General features: G+C 46.8%; 14 protein-coding genes. 4 read left to right on the top strand and 10 right to left on the bottom strand.

The features are described 5' to 3' along the window. Positions 1–491: 491 nt before the first annotated feature. Positions 492–1,553, top strand: coding sequence for a L,D-transpeptidase Cds6 family protein (locus EJO50_RS05210; RefSeq protein ID WP_125972132.1), 1,062 nt, complete (start codon positions 492–494; stop codon positions 1,551–1,553). 6 nt (positions 1,554–1,559) lie between these two features. Continuing rightward, positions 1,560–2,825, top strand: a complete 1,266-nt coding sequence (locus EJO50_RS05205) for a L,D-transpeptidase family protein (RefSeq protein WP_125972130.1) — start codon at positions 1,560–1,562, stop codon at positions 2,823–2,825. Between the two features lie 35 nt (positions 2,826–2,860). Here the strand turns inward: EJO50_RS05205 and tilS are convergent, their stop codons facing one another. The 3 genes from tilS to fliW form a co-directional block, all read right to left on the bottom strand. Then, the gene (tilS, locus tag EJO50_RS05200; protein WP_125972128.1) at positions 2,861–4,195 is read right to left on the bottom strand and encodes a tRNA lysidine(34) synthetase TilS; all 1,335 of its coding nucleotides are present in this window, start codon (positions 4,193–4,195) and stop codon (positions 2,861–2,863) included. An 84-nt stretch (positions 4,196–4,279) separates the two neighbouring features. Then, on the bottom strand, positions 4,280–5,248 hold the full coding sequence (locus EJO50_RS05195; RefSeq protein WP_125972126.1) for an acetyl-CoA carboxylase carboxyltransferase subunit alpha: 969 nt from the start codon (positions 5,246–5,248) through the stop codon (positions 4,280–4,282). 324 nt (positions 5,249–5,572) lie between these two features. Then, complete coding sequence (fliW, locus tag EJO50_RS05190; protein ID WP_125972125.1) at positions 5,573–5,989, bottom strand: flagellar assembly protein FliW; 417 nt, start codon at positions 5,987–5,989, stop codon at positions 5,573–5,575. A 652-nt stretch (positions 5,990–6,641) separates the two neighbouring features. On the opposite strand from fliW, the gene EJO50_RS05185 reads away from it, so the two are divergent. Both EJO50_RS05185 and EJO50_RS05180 read left to right on the top strand, forming a co-directional pair. After that, positions 6,642–7,433 (top strand): transporter substrate-binding domain-containing protein, encoded by a 792-nt coding sequence (locus tag EJO50_RS05185; protein ID WP_125972123.1) that lies wholly within the window; start codon positions 6,642–6,644, stop codon positions 7,431–7,433. A gap of 745 nt (positions 7,434–8,178) precedes the next feature. Then, positions 8,179–8,970, top strand: a complete 792-nt coding sequence (locus EJO50_RS05180; RefSeq protein WP_125972121.1) for a transporter substrate-binding domain-containing protein — start codon at positions 8,179–8,181, stop codon at positions 8,968–8,970. An 844-nt stretch (positions 8,971–9,814) separates the two neighbouring features. On the opposite strand, the gene malG is transcribed toward EJO50_RS05180, so the two are convergent. The 7 genes from malG to EJO50_RS05145 form a co-directional block, all read right to left on the bottom strand. Next, on the bottom strand, positions 9,815–10,705 hold the full coding sequence (gene malG, locus EJO50_RS05175) for a maltose ABC transporter permease MalG (protein ID WP_125972119.1): 891 nt from the start codon (positions 10,703–10,705) through the stop codon (positions 9,815–9,817). Further along, entirely contained in the window at positions 10,705–12,231 is a 1,527-nt protein-coding gene (gene malF, locus EJO50_RS05170) for a maltose ABC transporter permease MalF (RefSeq protein WP_206434455.1), read from the bottom strand. Before malF ends, malG begins: the two co-directional genes overlap by 1 nt. A 365-nt stretch (positions 12,232–12,596) precedes the next feature. Further along, entirely contained in the window at positions 12,597–13,796 is a 1,200-nt protein-coding gene (malE, locus tag EJO50_RS05165) for a maltose/maltodextrin ABC transporter substrate-binding protein MalE (RefSeq protein WP_125972117.1), read from the bottom strand. An 86-nt stretch (positions 13,797–13,882) separates the two neighbouring features. After that, a complete protein-coding gene (locus tag EJO50_RS05160) occupies positions 13,883–14,992 on the bottom strand; it encodes an ABC transporter ATP-binding protein (RefSeq protein WP_125972115.1) in 1,110 nt (369 codons plus the stop codon). Positions 14,993–14,995: 3 nt separating this feature from the next. Further along, positions 14,996–16,612: an alpha-glucosidase family protein gene (locus tag EJO50_RS05155; RefSeq protein WP_125972113.1), complete on the bottom strand. Its 1,617-nt coding sequence runs from the start codon at positions 16,610–16,612 to the stop codon at positions 14,996–14,998. Between the two features lie 106 nt (positions 16,613–16,718). Beyond that, complete coding sequence (locus tag EJO50_RS05150) at positions 16,719–18,014, bottom strand: maltoporin (RefSeq protein WP_125972111.1); 1,296 nt, start codon at positions 18,012–18,014, stop codon at positions 16,719–16,721. A gap of 544 nt (positions 18,015–18,558) precedes the next feature. After that, positions 18,559–19,572: a substrate-binding domain-containing protein gene (locus EJO50_RS05145; protein ID WP_125972109.1), complete on the bottom strand. Its 1,014-nt coding sequence runs from the start codon at positions 19,570–19,572 to the stop codon at positions 18,559–18,561. Positions 19,573–19,623: the final 51 nt, after the last annotated feature.

Genomic DNA, 19,623 nt, shown 5'->3' with positions numbered 1-19,623 from the left:
AAAAGCGCACCGGTGAAAATACGATATTTCTTAATTATGGCCAGAACTTCCCTCAAACTCTTTGCTATAAAACATCAAGAAAGCACTCATGCGAAAGGGCACGAAGCATAAAATAAAATGCTATCAACAAACACAAATCAGCCGACAAAAATCCAGTTTAAAAGACTGATTCATATAAAACCTGACTAAGAAAATAAATGCCAGCGAACTTATCACTTTTGAATCGTTTTGAGCTAAACCGGAAGTAACACAATCAAACAAATTTGATTTATCAATATTTGTAAAAGGGACTTAAACCGCACCATTTACCTGTCCGGCAGCCCATCGTGTACAAATTTAGGATGTCAGATCACACAAGCGTCATAAAAACATTCAATATCACCAAGGCAGGACAGATAACACAGCAAGGGGCAGGTTCATTGCGACAAAAGAGCCCATTTTTTGTTAAACTCCCCCAGTTTAGCGTCTGACCAACTGTTTCGGATACACATATGACACTGCGTCGCATTGCCCTAGCCTTTGTACCACTTTTCCTGTCCTTTAGCGCCTACGCTGGGGATGCCGAGGATATTCAACAGCTGCTCAAATCCAAACAATTGCCGCAGGCACTTGACCGTGCAGATAAATACTTAGCCAAGTCACCTAAAGAGCCCTCAATCCGCTTTTTACGCGGAATTATTCTGACTGAAATGGGCAGAACTGAAGAAGGTATCAAAGCCTTCACCCAGCTATCGGCAGATAACCCTCAGCTTCCGGAGCCTTACAACAATCTGGCGGTATTATATGCACAGCAAAACCAGCTGGATAAGGCGCGGGCAGCCCTGCTAATGGCCATACAAACCAATCCGTCTTATGCAACAGCCCATGAGAACCTGGGTGATCTATATGCACGCCTTGCCTCACAAGCGTACGACAAAGCATTGCAACTAGAAGGCAGTAATCCGGCAGTACAGGGTAAATTAAAAATGGTCGGCAGCCTGTTTGGCACCCCCGCAGCCAAAACAAATTCCGCACCGGTCAAAACAGCACAAGCCACACCACTAACGAGCAAGCCTGCTGTACCCGAGCCCAAGCCAACAGCACTGCCAAGCCCTGCTCCTACTGTAAAGCCAACAACAGCGCCGACAGTAACACCAACCGTTGCCCCAACAGCAAAGCCCAACACCCCCCCCACCCCGACACCGGCTCCAAAACCGAACACACTTGATGCGGATAAGACGCAGATTGCCGGTGCGGTAAGAAGCTGGGCTCAAGCCTGGAGCAAACAAAATGTAGCGGGCTACCTGGCAGCTTATAGCAATAATTTCAAAACCCCGGGCACTCAGAAATTCAGTGCCTGGAGCGAAGAGCGTCGCCAGCGCATTAGCAGCCCAAAATCAATTAACGTTAAAATATCAGACATGAAAATTGACATTGCAGACAATGGCACAGCCAAAGTACGCTTTCGTCAGCACTACAAAGCAAGCCACCTATCCAGTAGTACTGGCAAAACTTTAATTTTGGAAAAATCGGGCAGCCGCTGGCTGATCCGAGAAGAACGGACAGGCTTCTAATTACGTATGAGTAGTTTGTTTATCTGGGGCAAGCGTAGCGCTTGCCTGCTCGCTCTTTTGATGCTTGCACCCCCCGCCCGCCCCATTGCCTCTGCCCCTGCAGCCCCTCGCTTTTTAGAAGAAAAAGTAGGGGTGGCGAGTGTGGGCACGCCTGAACAAAGAATTTTGTCAGCCATTGATCATATCCGTAGCGGCAATTTAGCCAATGCACGAGCCACTGTTGATGCCCTACTCAAAGAACAACCAAATTACCGGCTAGCTCACTTGCTATCAGGTGATCTCTATGCGATGCGTGCTATGCCGCTAACCACCATAGGAGCAGGTGCAGACAGCACACAAGCGGCTCGCTTAGAAGATCTGCGCAAAGAAGCGCAGGCACGAATCAGCATCCGCCTCACTCATGCCCCTCAAACACAACTACCCGCACATTTACTGGTATTTGCTCCACAGCAGCAATATGCTCTTTTGATTGATGCGGAAGCATCACGCATTTATGTATTCAAAAATGTGGATGGTGTGCCTACTTATGTCACCGAACACTATGCAACCATCGGTAAACTCGGATCGGATAAATTCAGAGAAGGCGATCAACGCACCCCACTGGGGGTTTACTTTGTAAACAATCACCTATCGAGGCCCTATCTCGACAAAACACGCGGTGCACGCGCAGACCTGTACGGTATAGGTGCCTGGCCAATTTCGTTTCCAAATGAGCTGGATAAAAGCGAAGGCCGCACTGGCTCCGGCATTTGGCTGCACGGTGTGCCTGCGAATACCTATGCCCGTGCACCATGGGCATCTGATGGTTGCGTCGCGCTAAGTAACGAAGAAATGCTGGATATCGCCCAATATATCCAGGTAGGCCAGACACCGGTTGTTATCGTCCCAAAAGCTGAGTGGATTTCTAAAGTAGAATGGCAATCCAGGCGGGATGCCGCTTTAAGCATGGTTGATGGTTGGCGAGAAGACTGGGAATCACTCAAGACTCAGCCCTATCTTAGCCGCTATGCCAAGCAATTTAAAAGCGATGAGGGTCAGGACCTTGCGCGCTGGAGCAGCCAAAAGGCCAGCGTAAGTGCAAGCAAAAGCTGGAGCAAAATTCAGCTGGATAATTTAAGTATCTATGCCAGTGGCGGGCCTCGTCCGCACCTCACCACCAGCTTTACACAAAACTATCGCAGCAATAATTTAGATAATCAGATGAATAAGCGTCAGTACTGGCAACAGGAAGACGGCATCTGGAAAATTATTTTCGAAGGTGCAGCAACCTGACGTATTGACTGATCTGGTATTTAAATCAAACCGGATTAGTCAATCCCCCCCAAAGAAGGCCGCCAGTAAGGCACAACAACCTGCCCGCTGGTACAAAAAGCCGCATCGACTCCCAAGCCTGGCACGGCAGCCAATTCACCATTCAGATAAACCAGGGGAATATTCTGCCTTAGCCAGGGAGGCACTCCTGCGTCCTGGTAAAGCTGTTTCAATGCTTTTCGCGCCCCTCCTACAAACAGGCGTAGACACTCCCCCCCCACTCGTGGGCGCAATTCAAAATCTGCCCCCTTTAATATTTCAAGTGCGATTCCCACCTCGGCCTCACGCCAGCTCAAGCATCCCGATTTTAAATTTATCTCCGGCTGCCATGGCAACATAACCGGCTCGATCAACTCGATTTCTGCAAGCGTAATATAAAGTTTCTGCCGATAGCGCCGGACAGCACTCTTGCGCCAGATAAGCACAGGCTGAGCATCTGCAGCAGAAGAAACCGCCGTTCTGATTAGCTCTTCAAATGCGCGGGCATCCAGCTGCAGACCATTTTGAACCAGCCAGTAACGCAGCACATTACGCAAACGCAGCGGGGAGAAATCGACAGATAAATCAAACACATTATCCTGCACACAAACAGCAAAATCGCTACACGCCACCTCTAGCAGTAACTCATCAGCCTCTGCTACATGCCGTGCCACCCTCGCCAATGTGTTATTTGCGCTTGGCCAGACTGCATTTAAACGAGGAAAAACATCATTACGTAAAAAATTACGGTCATAACGTGGATTATGGTTACTTTCATCCTCAACCCAGATCAGGCCCTGCTCTGCTGCATAGGCTGCAAGCTCTGCCCGGGCAACACCAAGCAAGGGACGTAAAATACCCATCTTCTGATTTAAAGACCGATATTCCGGCATAGCCGCCAAACCACGCAAACCACTGCCCCGCAGCAAATTAAGCAAGACAGTTTCAGCCTGATCATCACAATGCTGAGCCAAAAGGATGACGTCACAATCCTGCCGGGCAAACGCTGCATAACGCGCAGTACGTGCAGCCCCCTCTGTGCCCTGCTTCAAAAAAGGAGCCAAAGAGACCCGCTCTACCGCGCATTTCACCCCAAGATTTGCTGCACAATCCATTGCAAACTGCGCCCAGGCATCCGCATTGGGCGATAAACCATGATGAACATGAAGAGCACGCAGCACAAAAAGCTGGCTATGCCTTAAAGTAGCCAGCAAATGCAATAACACAACGGAATCAAGACCACCCGACAAACCCACGCACAGGGTGGAATGGGGCAAAAAGCGGGAGAGCTTTTGCTCTACCCGCTCCAGCAAAGAGCCTGACTTAAACGATGAAAATAATGGACTGTGCATTTTTCAGGCTTGCAAAAAGAAATCCATCCAAAACATGCAAGCTCGCCCTTTGTCACTTAGCCATTGATGGCTAGTGTTTGAGCATCAGGAAACCGCTTCTTCCTTAAACTTGCCGTAGCTCATCATGCGCTCGAAACGCGCATCAAGAAGCTCGTCAATCGTTTTGGACTGAAGGGCCTTCAACGTGTCGCTTAAATTTTTCTTCATAGTGGCCATCATCTGCTGATAATCACGATGAGCGCCGCCCAAAGGCTCGGTAATCACTTTATCAATGATACCCAGCGTTTTTAAGCGATTGGCGGTAATACCCAATGCCTCGGCGGCATCTGGCGCTTTTTCTGCAGTTTTCCACAAAATAGACGCACAACCTTCAGGCGAGATCACCGAATAGGTCGAGTACTGCAACATCTGCACCACATCGCCCACCGCAATAGCCAAAGCACCTCCCGAGCCACCCTCACCAATCACCGTACAAATGACCGGCACCCTAAGCTTAGCCATCTCGAACAAATTGCGGCCAATCGCCTCGGATTGCCCGCGCTCTTCCGCACCAATCCCCGGATATGCACCCGGTGTATCAATAAAGGTAATCAGCGGGATATTAAATTTTTCTGCCAGTTTCATCAGGCGCAAAGCCTTACGATAGCCTTCGGGGCGCGGCATACCAAAATTACGGTACTGCCGGTCTTTGGTATCCCGACCCTTTTGATGGCCAATCACCATTACCGACTGACCATTGAAACGGGCTAAACCGCCGATAATTGCCGCATCGTCTGCATAGCTGCGATCACCATGCAACTCTTCAAAATCAGAGCACAGCGCCTTAATATAATCCAGGGTATAAGGGCGCTGCGGGTGGCGAGCCACCTGCGAAATTTGCCAAGATGCCAGTTTTGAATAGATCGTTTTTGTTAATTCCTGGCTCTTTTTTTCGAGATGGCCAATCTCTACAGAAATATCAACGGCGGAATCGTCTTGAACGAAGCGCAATTCTTCGATCTTGTTCTCAAGCTCCGCGATTGGCTGCTCGAAATCGAGAAAGGTCGTTTTCATGCTGCTCTCCTGCTGCGCGCGACTAAAGCAACCTTATAAAATATAGGCTGCCCGAAAAATCCGTGGATCATACAGCAAGCCGAGCAAGCACCCAAGATACTCGCAGTCTGAATATTCCCTGAATTCATCCTGCCCGCGCTAGTCCTTTGTTTCATATAGCAACTTTATTCAGGTCAGCACACAAATAAACTACTGGCTTTTTCACAAATTCCCCTAAAAATCAAAGCCCTAATGCAGCGCAACAACACTAAGGTTTTTTTGCGAAATTCTATTAGTGTTTGATTCACAACGCTGCCAGGCACTCTGCTCAATGCCCGGCAAAAATCAGCTACGGAACACAATATCAGCGCGAATACCTACTTTTTGTAAGGCCTTACGGCTCCTGATATTCAGTACCACCGGTGCCTGGGTGTTTGCTGTAATTTCCCGCCCCTCTTCAAACGGGCGGGATAATAACAGCAACAAAACAGCATCTTCAGCGTGCTCCAACTCAATTAAGGCACATTCTTCATCGCTAAGAGACACTTCATAAGATAAGCCCAGATGCTCTACCTGCACCAGGCTAAAACTTAAATCTGCGTCATCAAGAGACTGTAACCAGCGTACACGCGGATTAGGCTGCTCTTCGTGCAAAAGTTTATAGCGAGTGCAATCTTCAAAACCCGGCATGCCCAGCGGAAAAGTCAGCACCGTTTCCGGATCAATCTCTATTTCACCAAAACGCGTATTTAATGTTTGCATGATCTGCACCTTAAAAAATTAAAAGATAAGAGACAAATACTTCAAAAAAAATCTGCCTAAAATATATACGCGGGCCTATTCGAACTGGCTATTTCAACATATAAACCACCAAGCATGGCCCATTATAGATTAGATACCATGCTTTTTTTTCAATACTCTTTTAAAGAAGCAACATTGACTAAAAGCATCAGGTTAAGCCATTTACCTTCAAATCTGTAAACAAATCCCAATAGAAAATAAATCAGAGCATACTTAAGATTAAAAACTGAGCAGATCAATCCAGATCTACTTAAGCTTCAAAACCATATAAACTCCCTTTTATATATCTAAAATAATATCATTATTTACTCACCATCAGCGCACTGATACCACTCAACAGACAGGTTAAAAAAACAGTGAGTAAATTCATTTATTATTTGTATCAAAGCAACAATGCACCGACACGTTATCAAAGCATTCACTCATCACAGAAGCGATATAAACCTTCACATCTATAACGAAAGCAGACATAAACAAAACATCAAGCAGAAACAACAAGCCATACAAGCAAAACACCGTATCATAAATACAAAGCTTGTTCTATTTGTCATTTACCCGTTCGATTTTTTAAATTATCATTACCGACAGTATCCACAGTAACCGAGGTTTTTTTATGCTGCGCATGTTTATCGCAAGTTTATTAAGTGCTATCAGTCTGATGGCTCATGCCGATTTAATCGACACAATAAAGGAAAGAGAATATTTGGTTGTAGGTACTTTACCTGACCATCCTCCTTTTGCAAAAAGAAATAACAATAATACTGTTTCAGGTTATGACATTGATTTTGCATCCATCATCGCAAACAAATTAGGTGTAAAACTTAAAATACAAGACCTGGATCCGGCCGACCGCATTGGCGCTGTAAAATCAGGCAAAGTCGATATACTCGTTGCAACGTTTACTAAAACGCTGGAGCGTGAGCGGGAAGTCAGTTGCAGCTTGGGTTATTTCGTAAGTGCACAAAAAGTATTAACCCGAAAAGGCCAGTTCCAGACCGCTGAATCCCTTGCAAATGCCCGTATTGGTGTATCCAAAGGAGGAACCGGTGAAAATACATCCAGAAAACTTTATCCTAAAGCCAGTATTATAACCTTTGCCGACATACCCGAAGCTTCTCAAGCTCTTGCACAAAGCCGCATAGATGTATTCATGGCTGATGAAGCCGCTTTGGTTGGCAGATTAAATGCAATGCCAAATAAATCGTTATACGAGATATCTAATTATGCCATCACAACAGAATCCTTTGCGATTGCGACTAAATTAGGTGAAAAACGCCTGATGAACCTTATTAATGAATCATTAATTGAATCAGAGCAAAACGGAGAAGCAACAAAAATCTTTAATCGCTGGTTCGGGCCGCAAACAAGCACCCCGTTCCCTCGTACATTCCGTATTCAAGGTTAATAGCTGCTCTTTTAAAAAGAAAAAATCAATACTCTATAGTTCTTTTTTTATTAAAAGAGTTGATTCAATAATCAGTGGCAGATCTTTATTTTTTATCAAAAAATGGTCTGCCACTTATTTTTTCTCCTGCAGCTCCAGCTCCCTTACTCGCTCATCAGCACATCCCCTAAAACAAAGCAAGCTCCGTCTTCTATCACTCCGCCTAATTATTTCAATATGTAACCAATGCATTCAAAATATATTAATTGATCATATGCATTGGTAACTTGTCATTTTGTAATTTAGCTTAGCCTGCGTATAATCCAGCCAGAAATAAATCGCCTTCATTAACAGCCAAACATAAAAAAAATATATTTTGTTTCATCTATACTGTTGCCAGCACAGCCTTTACTCTTTGAATTTGCCTGCCCTTCATGCGTTACAGCCGCCTCACAGATTTCTAATTTCCTCTGATTTTTTACCCCAGAACACTATTACCGATTCAATGCCAATACATTAATACCCGTAAATAAAATAACTAAAAACCAGGCTGTGAGCAAAATCATTTATTCTTTATATTGTAACAATAAATATAAACATTCATTCCCACGCAAATAAAGGGATAGAATAAACAAAATCCCAGCAGAAAGGACAAATCACCCATCAGTAAAACACCGTATCTAAAATAAATAAATCATTTTATTTTACCTGTTTATATTTTTAAATTATCATCGTCGACAATGTTCACGATAATCAAGGCTTTTTCATGTTACGTATATTTATTGCAAGTTTATTAAGTGCTATCAGTCTGATGGCCCATGCCGATTTACTCGACACAATCAAAACACGCGGTTTTTTGATTGTAGGCACTTTACCTGACCAGCCTCCCTTCGCTATCAGAAATGCTAATCGTACCTTTTCAGGTTATGACATTGATTTTGCAGCACTCATCGCAAGAAAAATGGGTGTAAAACTTAAAATACAAGACCTGGACCCGACAGACCGTATTGGTACTGTAAAGTCTGGCAAAATTGATGTACTTGTTGCAACCTTTACCAAAACGCTGGAACGTGAACGGGAAGTCAGTTGCAGCCTGGGCTATTTTGTAACTTCAAAAAAGATCTTATCCCGAAAAGGCCGCTATAAAACAGCTGAATCCCTTGCGAACGCCCGTATTGGAGTATCTAAAGGAACAACGGATGAAATCATATCCCATAAGCTTTATCCCAAAGCTACTATCGTAACCTTTCCTGACATGCCTGAAGCTGCATATGCTCTTGAACAGGACCGTATTGATGCAATGATGGATGACGAAGCTGCTTTAGCCGGCAAATTAAGTCAGATGCGAAATAGATCGCTATACGAGATATCCGACTACTCCAGTGCAACAGAAACCTTCGCAATTGCTACAAAATTAGGTGAAAAACGCCTGATGAATCTTATTAATGAAGCATTAATTGAAGCAGAACATAACGGTGAAGCAGTGCAAATTTTCAATCGCTGGTTTGGGCCGCAAACAAGCACCCCCTTCCTTCGCACATTCCGTATTCAGGGTTAATAAAGCCTCTTTCCATGTAGATGCTGTTGAAACGATTTGGTGATCATTCTGCTAATCACCAAATTCTACACAGGCCAATTCAACACTCTATTTCAGTTTTGAATTGGCATCTCCTCTCAGTTTCATTTGGCACCTAACCAAGCCTTAAGCATAAGGATTTTCCCGTTCATCAGTATCGGGCGGATTTGTTTTTTTTAAAGGGGCAACAGCTCGAATGAGCTACCCAGATTGCACAGCAATAAACGTTTACCACACTCATTATTTAAAGCACTTGCATATGGCCTGCCCCAGCTGCTTATGGAACCTGTGCATTTTTTTAACCAGCTAGCCAGCTCATTTAGTCTTTACTTAAAAAGAGAGCCTGGCCATACAATACCCTTTTTTATTTAAAATAGATTAATACATAGTCTAATTCCATATATCAATGCTTATTATTGCAAAACCATTATGTAGCAGTTTCTTCTCTTTCTTCAATATTCTAAAAGCCATCTCAAGCCAGCTATTTATATTTCATATATTTTCCGGCCAAATGTAAACTCATATTACTTCACTTAACTCTTTAATGAATAACGAATATATCCGGGGCCATTACCTGATCGGAGATTAAAATCATCTGTAATGCTAAATAGGTGAACGCCAGAATATTTACGGCGTAACATCGAGCACCACTCGTTTTAGCTAGCAGATATATGATTTTTCTTTCAGAAAAAAGCTTAGAGGTTCTGGCTGAAGTTTTTGAAGAATACTTTTGAATAACTAGGCATGTTGTAACATCAAAATAATCTGATCAGGCGTATATGAGCAGAGCAAAATCACCCGCTCTACTCATACGTTTTAATCAGCCCTAACCCTTCACCCCGCCCGAAGTCAGGCCGGACACCATCCAGCGCTGGGCAAACAAGAACAGCAGGCTGATAGGTAAGCCAGATAAAATCGCGGCGGCGGCAAAGTCACCCCACAGATAATTCTGGGTGTAAAGATAAAGCTTGGAGCCCACCGCCAGCGTCATCTTGCTCTGCTCGTGCAGCAGCACCGATGCCACGGGGTATTCAATGATACCGCTGATAAAAGCCAGCAAGAACACCACAAACAAAATGGGCACAGCCATCGGCAGCAACACATAGCGAAACGATTGAAATGCGGTAGCACCGTCTACTCTGGCAGCTTCTTCGATCTCGACCGGAATGGTGTCAAAATAACCCTTGATGGTCCAGATATGCAATGCAATACCGCCAGCGTAAGCTAATACCAGGCTGCCATGGGTATCAATGCCCAGCCAGGGTACGTAGTTGCCGATTTCATCAAAAATAGCGTAAATGGCAACCAGCGACAGCACCGCCGGGAACATCTGTAAAAGCAGCAAGGCATTCATGCCAAATAAACGGCCGTGGAATTTAAGCCGGGCAAAAGCATAGGCGCAGCTGGTAGACAGCAGCAAGATCACCCCCGCGCTGATAAATGCCACTTTTACCGAGTTAAACAACCACAGCAGCACAGGAAACTGCGGCTTAATCAGAACACCATCGCCATCCAGGTAGCTAAAGCCCAGCGCCAGCTTCCAGTGCTCCAGACTAATCGTGTCAGGAATCAGGCTACCGGCCGCAAAATTGCCCGGCCTGAGCGAGATGGAAATAATCATAAAAAACGGAAATAAAATCAGCAGCAAAAAGGCGATCAACGCAAGATGCGCGCTCAGCACCCGCCATTTATGTGAGCGATCAAGCACTATGGCCATTATCGTTTCTCCTCTTGATTCACACGGGTCAGTCTTAGATTAATCAGCGACAACACCGCCACCAGCGCAAAAATCACAGTAGAAATGGCTGCAGCCAAACCAAAATTCTGCCCCGAATCCTGAAACGCCAGACGATAGGTGTAGGAAACCAGGATATCCGTGGTGCCTGCGGGTACTTTGCTATCAATAAAATCTGGCCGGCCATCGGTTAGCAAGCTGATCAGTACAAAGTTATTAAAGTTAAATGCGAATGAAGCAATCAAAAGCGGCATCATCGGCTTCAAAATTAGCGGCAGGGTGATTTTGAATAGATTAGTCAGCGGGCCTGCGCCATTAATGGCTGAGGCTTCATATAAATCGCTGGGGATAGATTTAATCAGCCCGGAGCAAAGCAACATAATGTAAGGGTAACCCAGCCAGGTGTTTACAATTAAAATCATCGCCTTGGCATTAAATGGATCGGAAAACCAGGCCGGCCGCAAACCGAACAGGCCATTGAGCACCATATTGATTTCACCAAAGCTCTCATTAAACAGGCCACGGAACACCAGAATAGAAATAAAACCCGGCACGGCGTAAGGCAAAAACAGCAGCGTGCGATACACACCGCGAAAACGCAGCGCTTCCCAGTTCAGTAGCACCGCCAAAGCCATGCCCACCACAAAAGTAAATATCACGGTCAGAAAAGCAAACAGTACGGTCCAGCCAAAGATTTTAAACATTGGCCCTTGAAACTCGTCACTTGCAAAGATCCGTGTGAAATTACTAAAACCCACATTGACTTTAAAGCCCGGCGTCAGGCTTTCACCTGCAGCTGTTTCATAAAAGCCGGTTTTAAAGTTGGGCTTTATCAATGAGCCATCCTGAGTGTTACTCAAACTGCCATCAGCATTTTTATGATACAAAAGCTGGGTAGGCGAAAACTGGCTCAGGCTGCTCAAACGCCATGGCTGCTCCTGATTTGGCAAAGTCACCCGTAATGCTTTTAGCGCTGATTGTTTGGAAATCACCGTTTTAATGGATTCTTTTTCGGCAAGTTCCTCAGTGCCGGCTACTTGCAATTGCAGCTGCTGCGGCTTGTTGTCCTGCAATTTAACCGGAGGGGAAACCCAGCTCTGCCCTTCTTCATCGCTGAACTTAAGCCGGTATTGCTCACCGGACTGATGCAAGGAAAACGCCATGCCCGCACCATCGGCGGCGCTAGTGGTTTCACTTAGCATATAGGCTGTTACGCGATCAAAACTCAATAAATTGGTCGAGCTGTAATTAGTAAAACCAATCCCTGCGGTATACACGGCAGGAAAAACAATAAACACCAGCACAGCCGCCACACCGGGGTATAAATAGCGGTAAGCGTAAGCTTTTGGTGATAAAAATACCCAGGCACTGGCCGCCAGCATGACCAAGCCACCCAAGGCGCTCAGTGTATGGCCTGATTGATAAACCCCCAATAGCAGCCACAACCCCGCCAACAGCAGCACCACTCCTAGCGAAGCTAGCAGCCAGCGCATATTAAATCCGCCCATTTTATTTTTCCTTCGGCGCAAAAACCCGGCTGCGCCCTTGCCATTAAATAACCGTGTGTCTCTTTGCAAAGCTAACAAATGCTGAGTATTCAACGGGTTTTGATAAAGAGCTAAACCTTAGACCACAGAAAAAAACGATAACAGAGAGACAACCTTCAGACAAAGCCATCTCGCTACTCGTTTGAATAAAACTACGGCAGTTTTCTCTGTGAAATGCTGTGGTCCAGGATTTAGATTGCTCAAAAATACAGAATGGATAAGAGCCTGCCCGTGCACTTCTTAGCACACGGGCATAGCCTGTATCCAGGCTGCAACTCTCTTTTTTTGCAATATTGCTGCCTTACCCAAGCGCAGCAAGCCACCCCTTACTTGCTGGCAATCCGTGCAGCTGCGGCATCCAGACCCTGCTTAGGCGTTTGGCGGCCTTGCGTGACATTTTGCAGTGCTGATTTTAATGAAGCCCAGAAGCGGCCCATTTCCGGAATATTAGGCATAGGCTGGCCTGCTTTGGCAGATTCCATCGAAGCTTGGATCGCCGGATTAGCTTTCAGCTCATTAAAGAATGCCTTATTGGCGGGAACGCCCAAGGGCACATCAGCGTTAATGGTTTTAAGACCAGCCACGGTGAGCATATGGTTTTCTAAAAACTCCACCGCCAGCTCTTTATTCTTGGAAGAGCGATTCAACATCGCACCCAATACACCCACAAAAGGCGCACCCGGCTTGCCATTAATCGTTGGGATTGGTGCTACGCCCCAATTAATTTTACTCTTTTTCAGATTATCCCAAGCCCATGGGCCATTAATCATCATGGCGATTTTGCCCTGATTTACGCCAGCTTCCATATCTGCATAGGTAGCGCTTTTTGGCATCACGCCGGTTTTAATCATTTTATTAATGGTTTCCAGGCCCGCAATTGCGCCTGCATTATTGACGCCCACATCTTTTGCATCGTAAGTGCCATCAGCCTTAGGTTTAAAAGCATATGCGCCGCCTGCTGCCAGCAGTGGCCAGCTGAAATAAGGCTCGCCGTAGTCCCACAGAATGGCTTTTTTGCCCTGCGCCGCCAGTTTTTTATCCAGTGCCATCACATCATCAAAACTCTTAGGCGGCACGGGTACAAGGTCTTTGTTATAAATCAGCGCAAGCGCTTCAATGGCAATCGGGTAGCCCCACTGCTTGCCATTTACCGTGAATGCTTTCCAGGCCAGCGGGTCAATCTCGGCCTGTACTTTTTTGGAAGGAGTAATCGGATTAAGCAAACCTGCGGTCATCCATTCACCCAGGCGATCATGCGGCCAGATCCAGATGTCAGGGCCTTTACCCGCAGCGGCCGATTGCTGAAACTTAGATGGCGCATCTTCCGGATGCTCCACCACCACTTCTACCCCGGTGGCCTTGGTAAAGGCGGCACCCACCTTTTCGATGCCCTTATAACCTTTATCACCATTCACCCAAATCACCAGCTTATCTGCAGCGAAAGCGGGGCCAGAAATCGCAATCGCTAATGCAGCTGCGATGGAAGACACTGCAAACTTGCCAAATTGACGGCGTGTTGTATTCATAAACCCTCCAAAAATACGGAAAAGCCTTCGCCAGTAAATGCCGGGCGATGACTGAATAAAACTGCAATTTTTAAAAAGCCAAATGATTATTCGGCCAGTGGGTGAAGGCGGCGCATTGCACTGCCATCGGCTTTAAACAAAAAACCATGCTCCGGTTTAAAGTGCAGCACACTACGCTCGCCCGGTTTCGAGCTAAACAACGCCGGCATGCGAGCCACAAAGGTATCCCGCATTCCGGGCACATCCAGATACAGCATGGATGCTTCACCGAGCTGCTCAAGTGTCAGCGTTACACCCGCCAGCTCATTACTACCCGCTGCTGCCGAGATTTTTAAATGCTCCGGGCGCACGCCCAAGATCACTTCATCACCGATACCCGCACCTGCTGCATCCACCGTGACCACCACCTGACAACCATCTGCCAAAACAACCGTCACACGGCCTTCCTGAATAGCAGCAATTTTTGCATTTAAGGTATTCATTTTTGGCGAGCCAATAAAGCCTGCAACAAACAGATTATCCGGCTGGTAATACAGTTCGGTCGGCGTGCCGACCTGCTCTACTTGCCCGGCACGCAGCACCACAATCCGATCAGCCAGCGTCATCGCTTCAGTCTGATCATGAGTAACATAAATCATGGTACTACCCAGTTCACGATGCAGACGGGCGATTTCAATACGCATCTGTACCCGCAGCGAGGCATCCAGATTGGATAGCGGCTCATCAAACAAAAATACTTTAGGCTTTTGCACAATAGCGCGGCCAATCGCTACCCGCTGCCGCTGCCCACCCGACATATCACGTGGCTTGCGATGCAATAAAGGCTCGATTTGCAAGACCTTGGCAACCCGCTCTACCAGCGGCGTGTACTCGACTGTTTTCATACCAGCCAGCTTCAGGCCGAAAGCGAGGTTTTCAAATACATCCATATGCGGATAAAGCGCATAGCTTTGAAACACCATGGAAATACCACGTTTAACCGGTGGCAATTCATTCACACGTAAGCCATCAATGCACATCTCGCCATCGGTAATATCTTCCAAGCCCGCGATGGTACGCAGCAAGGTCGATTTACCGCAGCCTGACGGGCCGACAAACACAACAAACTCCCCATCTTTGATTTCTAAATCGATGCCATGCAGGGTGTACACCGAAGAAAATGCTTTTTTAACACCTTTTAATGAAACAGTAGCCATGACTTACGCCTCTACACGGGCAATCAGTGCGCCCCAATGATCAAACTCAATCACGCCTGGCTGAATGCTTGCGCCACTCAGCCCGGCGTCAGCCAGCAATGTCAGCGTATCTTTACACGGCAATGATTGACTGCTTTCAGATAAATTAAACACACACAGCCAGCGCTCACCATTTAAGCTGCGGCTAAAAGCCAGCAGCGGCTCGGGTGCATCCATAAACTGGATATCACCCTGCCAGAGCACGGCCTGTGCTTTGCGCCAGTTAATAAAATGACGATAAAAATTTAAAGTGGATTCAGAGTCGCTCTCTTGAGTGCTAACAGCCAGCTGCTGATGCAGTTCAGGCACCGGCAACCAAGGTGCGCCGGTACTAAAACCGGCAGCAGCAGCATCATGCTGCCAGGGCATTGGTGTGCGGCAACCATCGCGGCCTTTGAATTCCGGCCACATAGCAATGCCATAAGGATCTTGCAATAGCTCAAACGGAATATCGGCCTCCGGCAAGCCCAGCTCATCCCCCTGCCACAGGCAGGCAGAGCCTCTGAAACACAGCAGCATGGCCAGCATACTGCGTGAAAAACGCGGATTCTGAGTATTATTGCCCCAACGACTCAGTACGCGCATCACGTCATGATTGCCGATTGACCAGCAACCCCAGCCGTTCCCAATGCGTTTTTCCAGATCTTCAATTTGCTTACGGATATAAGCGGCGGTAAAGTCTTTCGTCAGCAAATTAAAGCTATACGCCATATTAAGCTTGTCACCACCGGCGGTGTATTCAGCCATTACTTTCAGGCTATCGTCATCCCCGACTTCACCGACACTCATTGCGCCAAATTCATCCAGCAGCAAACGCACACGCTTTAGAAAAGCAATGTTTTCTGGCTGGGATTTATCGTAAACATGTGCCTGAAAGCCATAAGGATTATCCGGACTCACTGTCTTGGTATCTTTATTTTGTGCGGGCGGATTATTGCGCAATTGACGATCATGAAAATGGAAATTACACGCATCAAAGCGAAAGCCATCTACACCACGCTCAAGCCAGAAACGAATCGTGCCTAAAATAGCATCCTGCACGGCAGGACAATGGAAATTTAAATCAGGCTGACTGCTTAAAAAATTATGCAGATAATACTGGCAACGGCGGGTGTCCCAGGTCCAGGCCGGACCACCAAACACAGATAGCCAATTATTAGGTGCAGAGCCATCGGCCTTGGCATCAGCCCACACATACCAGTCGGCCTTGTCGCCTGTGCGGCTCAGGCGGCTATCTACAAACCAGGCATTTTGATCCGAAGTGTGCGAGAGCACCTGATCGATCATCACTTTTAAGCCCAATTGATGCGCTTTAGCCAGCACCGCATCAAAATCAGCCAGCGAGCCAAACAGCGGATCAACCTGACAATAATCAGTCACGTCGTAGCCAAAATCTTTCATGGGTGATTTAAAAAACGGACTAATCCAGACCGCATCCACCCCCAGAGCCGCGATATAGGGCAATTTGCCAAGCAAACCTTGTAAATCGCCTACGCCATCGGCATTGGCATCTGCAAAGCTGCGTGGATAAACCTGATAGATGACAGCTCCACGCCACCATTCATGATCGATCTTGGACATGACTCAATCCATTTAAAAGAGGGGTTCAACACGCTAAGCCAGCCTGAAAAACACTAACCAGGCTGACTTAGCACTTAAATCTTATTTAAGACTTAGCCAGTACAACTTACCACCACACTTCGGCCTGAGCGCCAAAGGTAAAACCACTTCTATCGGTACCGAACGGGCCATTAGCCGATAGCGGGTTATTAACCGCCAAGCCAGCGGCTTCCTGTGCAGCTCGGTTCCACTTGGCATAGGTTGCAAAAAAGCGCAGTTGCGGGCGGCTCCAGAAGCCTTTTTCCGGCTGCACCAGAAATGCCGCAGTAGTTTTTAAGAGATTGCGCGCATCGCCCTCTTCAGGCTTAACGCGGTCGTAGCCCACTTCAATCGCCGCACCAAGATTATCGGTAAACATATAGGTCGGGCGCACACCAAACGACATCCAGGTCTGACCTGCACCCTCTGCTGCCGGATCTGTTTTTTGCCAGATGGCCGCCATCATGCCGGAGTAGCGGCTGTTTTCCGGTTGCCACATTAGCTGCTCAACCACGCGGTAGGCTTTGTCGCCCGAATCAGCATTTACGTTCGGATACCCCCCAGCAAAGCTGGAGATATTGCCCTTGGCGTATTGCAGAGCAATCTTATTAAAGCCACCAAAAACAGCATTTTGAGTGTGCATCAGATTAAGTCCCACACCGTCGGTGGCCTTACCCTGATCTTTGTCGGCTTTCTTGGCAAAGCGTAAATCAAGGCCGATAGTCAGCTCGCCATTAGGGTTGACTTTAATACCGGAAAAACGGAAATCATGACCGGATACGCCGATTTTGCGATCCAGGTTTTCAATGCTGGTATCCGATGTGGTAACTGTATTCTGACGCCATGCGTAGGCAAATTTAGCAAAACCCACGTCCACATTTTCAATCCCGGCACCGGGGCCGGAGTTATCCCAGAAATAAAAGTCATTGATATGCACATCCTGGCGATCATAAAAACGCTTACCCGCCCACAGCTTACTTTCACCCAAGCCTACACCTTCAGCCGTAACGTACATTTCACGGAAAGCAAACTCGGCAGATTTGCCTGAATCACTTTCCCAATCCTGAAACTGCTTAGCAGAAACAGCCAAGCGTGATTCAACTCTGAAACGGGTACCCGTCTCTTTTTTCTCAAAAACATTACCGCCCACTGCGAACTCGGCATAAGTTTCGCACTCATTACCTAAGCGATACTTGGAGCCCGCACCATCTAACTGAAAACAAGATTGTGATCCGCCACCTGAAGCATTCGAACCTATGCCGCTACGTGCATAACCATGAAAATCGACCGGCATCGCCACTGCACTTGCTGCCAGACCCAAGCCACAAACGGCCAATGCTAACTTTGCCGGTACAAAAATCTGATTTACTGATTTGAACTTCATCTCATCTCTTCCCTGATAGGTACGGACATGCCGCTAAAACGAACAAACAACCTTGTAGTAGATCAATAAATTGCTACAAAACAGCAAATTATCTTGCCAAGGTTAATCAAAAACACTTTTAACCCATTGTTTTATTTGTTTTGAACGGGTTGAAAGTGCTAAAAACGAATCCAATACTGTTTTCCAAAGCGGTTTGGATTTGCTTTTTCGTAAGTTAATCTAGTGCACTACATAATGTAAACTAAATTAATGACCCTATTTACATTGCCCTTGTATTACAAAATAGCTGTTTATTGTGCTTCCAGATAAGCTCAGAGCAATAAAAATGCCCGTCTCCATAAATGGAAGACGGGCACTTAACAAAGCAAGCCTGCATTAAAAACCGGCCATAAATAAAGAGCTACTCACAAAAAAACCACAGACTGGTGATTTTAAAAAAATATAATTTGAGTTTTAAATCCTGTAGAAACCATCGATGTTTGCCCCAGAGATAAAATCTTTATCCATCTTGCAAAACCTGCCTCATGCAAGAGGTATACCCAAGTTAAATCAAACATGCCTGATCACTTGTGCCCGGCTGCAGCTGGGTTGGCCAGAGCATTTGCAATGATTCCGGGTTTTCTCCTTTCAGCCGAGCCAGCATCAGCGAAGCCAGCATTACCCCCGCTTCCCGAGGATCGGGCTGGCGAATAGCCGTAATGTTCTGCCCCATGGCCAGCTCTGGTGCAACCCCGCCAAACACGATCAGTGAAATATCTGTACCCGCCTGAAGATCCTTCTGCCGCAAAGCAGACAATACCCCCATCGCCGCCAGGTTGTTATCTACCACCACAGCAGTTGGCCGCTGGCTTTGCTTTAGTAAACGATGCATCAAGGCCTCGCCCGCTAGGGCGGTGAGAGCGCCTTCCTGTAGTAAACCCGGATCGATCACTACACTCGCAGCCTGCATGGCAGCGATAAACCCCTGCTTGCGCTGCATGGCAAAATTAAGTGTCAAAGGAGCTGAAATCAGGGCAATCCGGCGATGCCCCAGAGCCAGCAGACGCTCTACTGCGGCGCGTGTACCTGCTTCATTATCGTAATCAAACCAAGGATAGGGTGCATCCATCTGTGAGCGACCATGCGCCACAAAAGGAAACTGACATGATTGCAAATAACGCAAGCGCTCATCAAATACACAGGTCCGCGCCACAATCAGCCCGTCTACCCGATGCCCTGCAGTAATACGCTGATAAGTTTGCAGCTCGTTATGATTATCTGCCGAGATCAACATCAGATCGAGGCCCGCATCATTAAACTGGTCAGTCATTCCACCAACAATGGCGTGAAAAACCGGGTCGTTTAAATCATTGGGCTGCAGCGGATAAATCATACCCACACAATCGGTGCGTCCTAGCGCCAGTTTCCTGGCCGTACTGTTGGGCCGGTAGCCATGCTGCTCTGCTGCTACTGCTACCCTTAGCCTCGTCTTTTCACTTACATCAGAAAAGCCATTTAAAGCCCGGCTCACTGTCGTTGGCGACAAATCCAGTAGCTGAGCCAATTCCCGCAAATTCATTATGATTTCTGTCAGATTTTAATCATTCAGCTTATACCACGCAGCCTGCTG

This window comes from Iodobacter ciconiae, assembly GCF_003952345.1.
Taxonomy (GTDB): Bacteria; Pseudomonadota; Gammaproteobacteria; order Burkholderiales; family Chitinibacteraceae; genus Iodobacter; species Iodobacter ciconiae.
This window is presented reverse-complemented; position numbering and strand designations above follow the sequence as displayed.

Coding starts and splice junctions, on each gene's coding strand:
- EJO50_RS05210 (WP_125972132.1), top strand. CDS start 492: ATGACACTGCGTCGCATTGCCCTAGCCTTTGTACCACTTTTCCTGTCC.
- EJO50_RS05205 (WP_125972130.1), top strand. CDS start 1,560: ATGAGTAGTTTGTTTATCTGGGGCAAGCGTAGCGCTTGCCTGCTCGCT.
- tilS (WP_125972128.1), bottom strand. CDS start 4,195: ATGCACAGTCCATTATTTTCATCGTTTAAGTCAGGCTCTTTGCTGGAG.
- EJO50_RS05195 (WP_125972126.1), bottom strand. CDS start 5,248: ATGAAAACGACCTTTCTCGATTTCGAGCAGCCAATCGCGGAGCTTGAG.
- fliW (WP_125972125.1), bottom strand. CDS start 5,989: ATGCAAACATTAAATACGCGTTTTGGTGAAATAGAGATTGATCCGGAA.
- EJO50_RS05185 (WP_125972123.1), top strand. CDS start 6,642: ATGCTGCGCATGTTTATCGCAAGTTTATTAAGTGCTATCAGTCTGATG.
- EJO50_RS05180 (WP_125972121.1), top strand. CDS start 8,179: ATGTTACGTATATTTATTGCAAGTTTATTAAGTGCTATCAGTCTGATG.
- malG (WP_125972119.1), bottom strand. CDS start 10,705: ATGGCCATAGTGCTTGATCGCTCACATAAATGGCGGGTGCTGAGCGCG.
- malF (WP_206434455.1), bottom strand. CDS start 12,231: ATGGGCGGATTTAATATGCGCTGGCTGCTAGCTTCGCTAGGAGTGGTG.
- malE (WP_125972117.1), bottom strand. CDS start 13,796: ATGAATACAACACGCCGTCAATTTGGCAAGTTTGCAGTGTCTTCCATC.
- EJO50_RS05160 (WP_125972115.1), bottom strand. CDS start 14,992: ATGGCTACTGTTTCATTAAAAGGTGTTAAAAAAGCATTTTCTTCGGTG.
- EJO50_RS05155 (WP_125972113.1), bottom strand. CDS start 16,612: ATGTCCAAGATCGATCATGAATGGTGGCGTGGAGCTGTCATCTATCAG.
- EJO50_RS05150 (WP_125972111.1), bottom strand. CDS start 18,014: ATGAAGTTCAAATCAGTAAATCAGATTTTTGTACCGGCAAAGTTAGCA.
- EJO50_RS05145 (WP_125972109.1), bottom strand. CDS start 19,572: ATGAATTTGCGGGAATTGGCTCAGCTACTGGATTTGTCGCCAACGACA.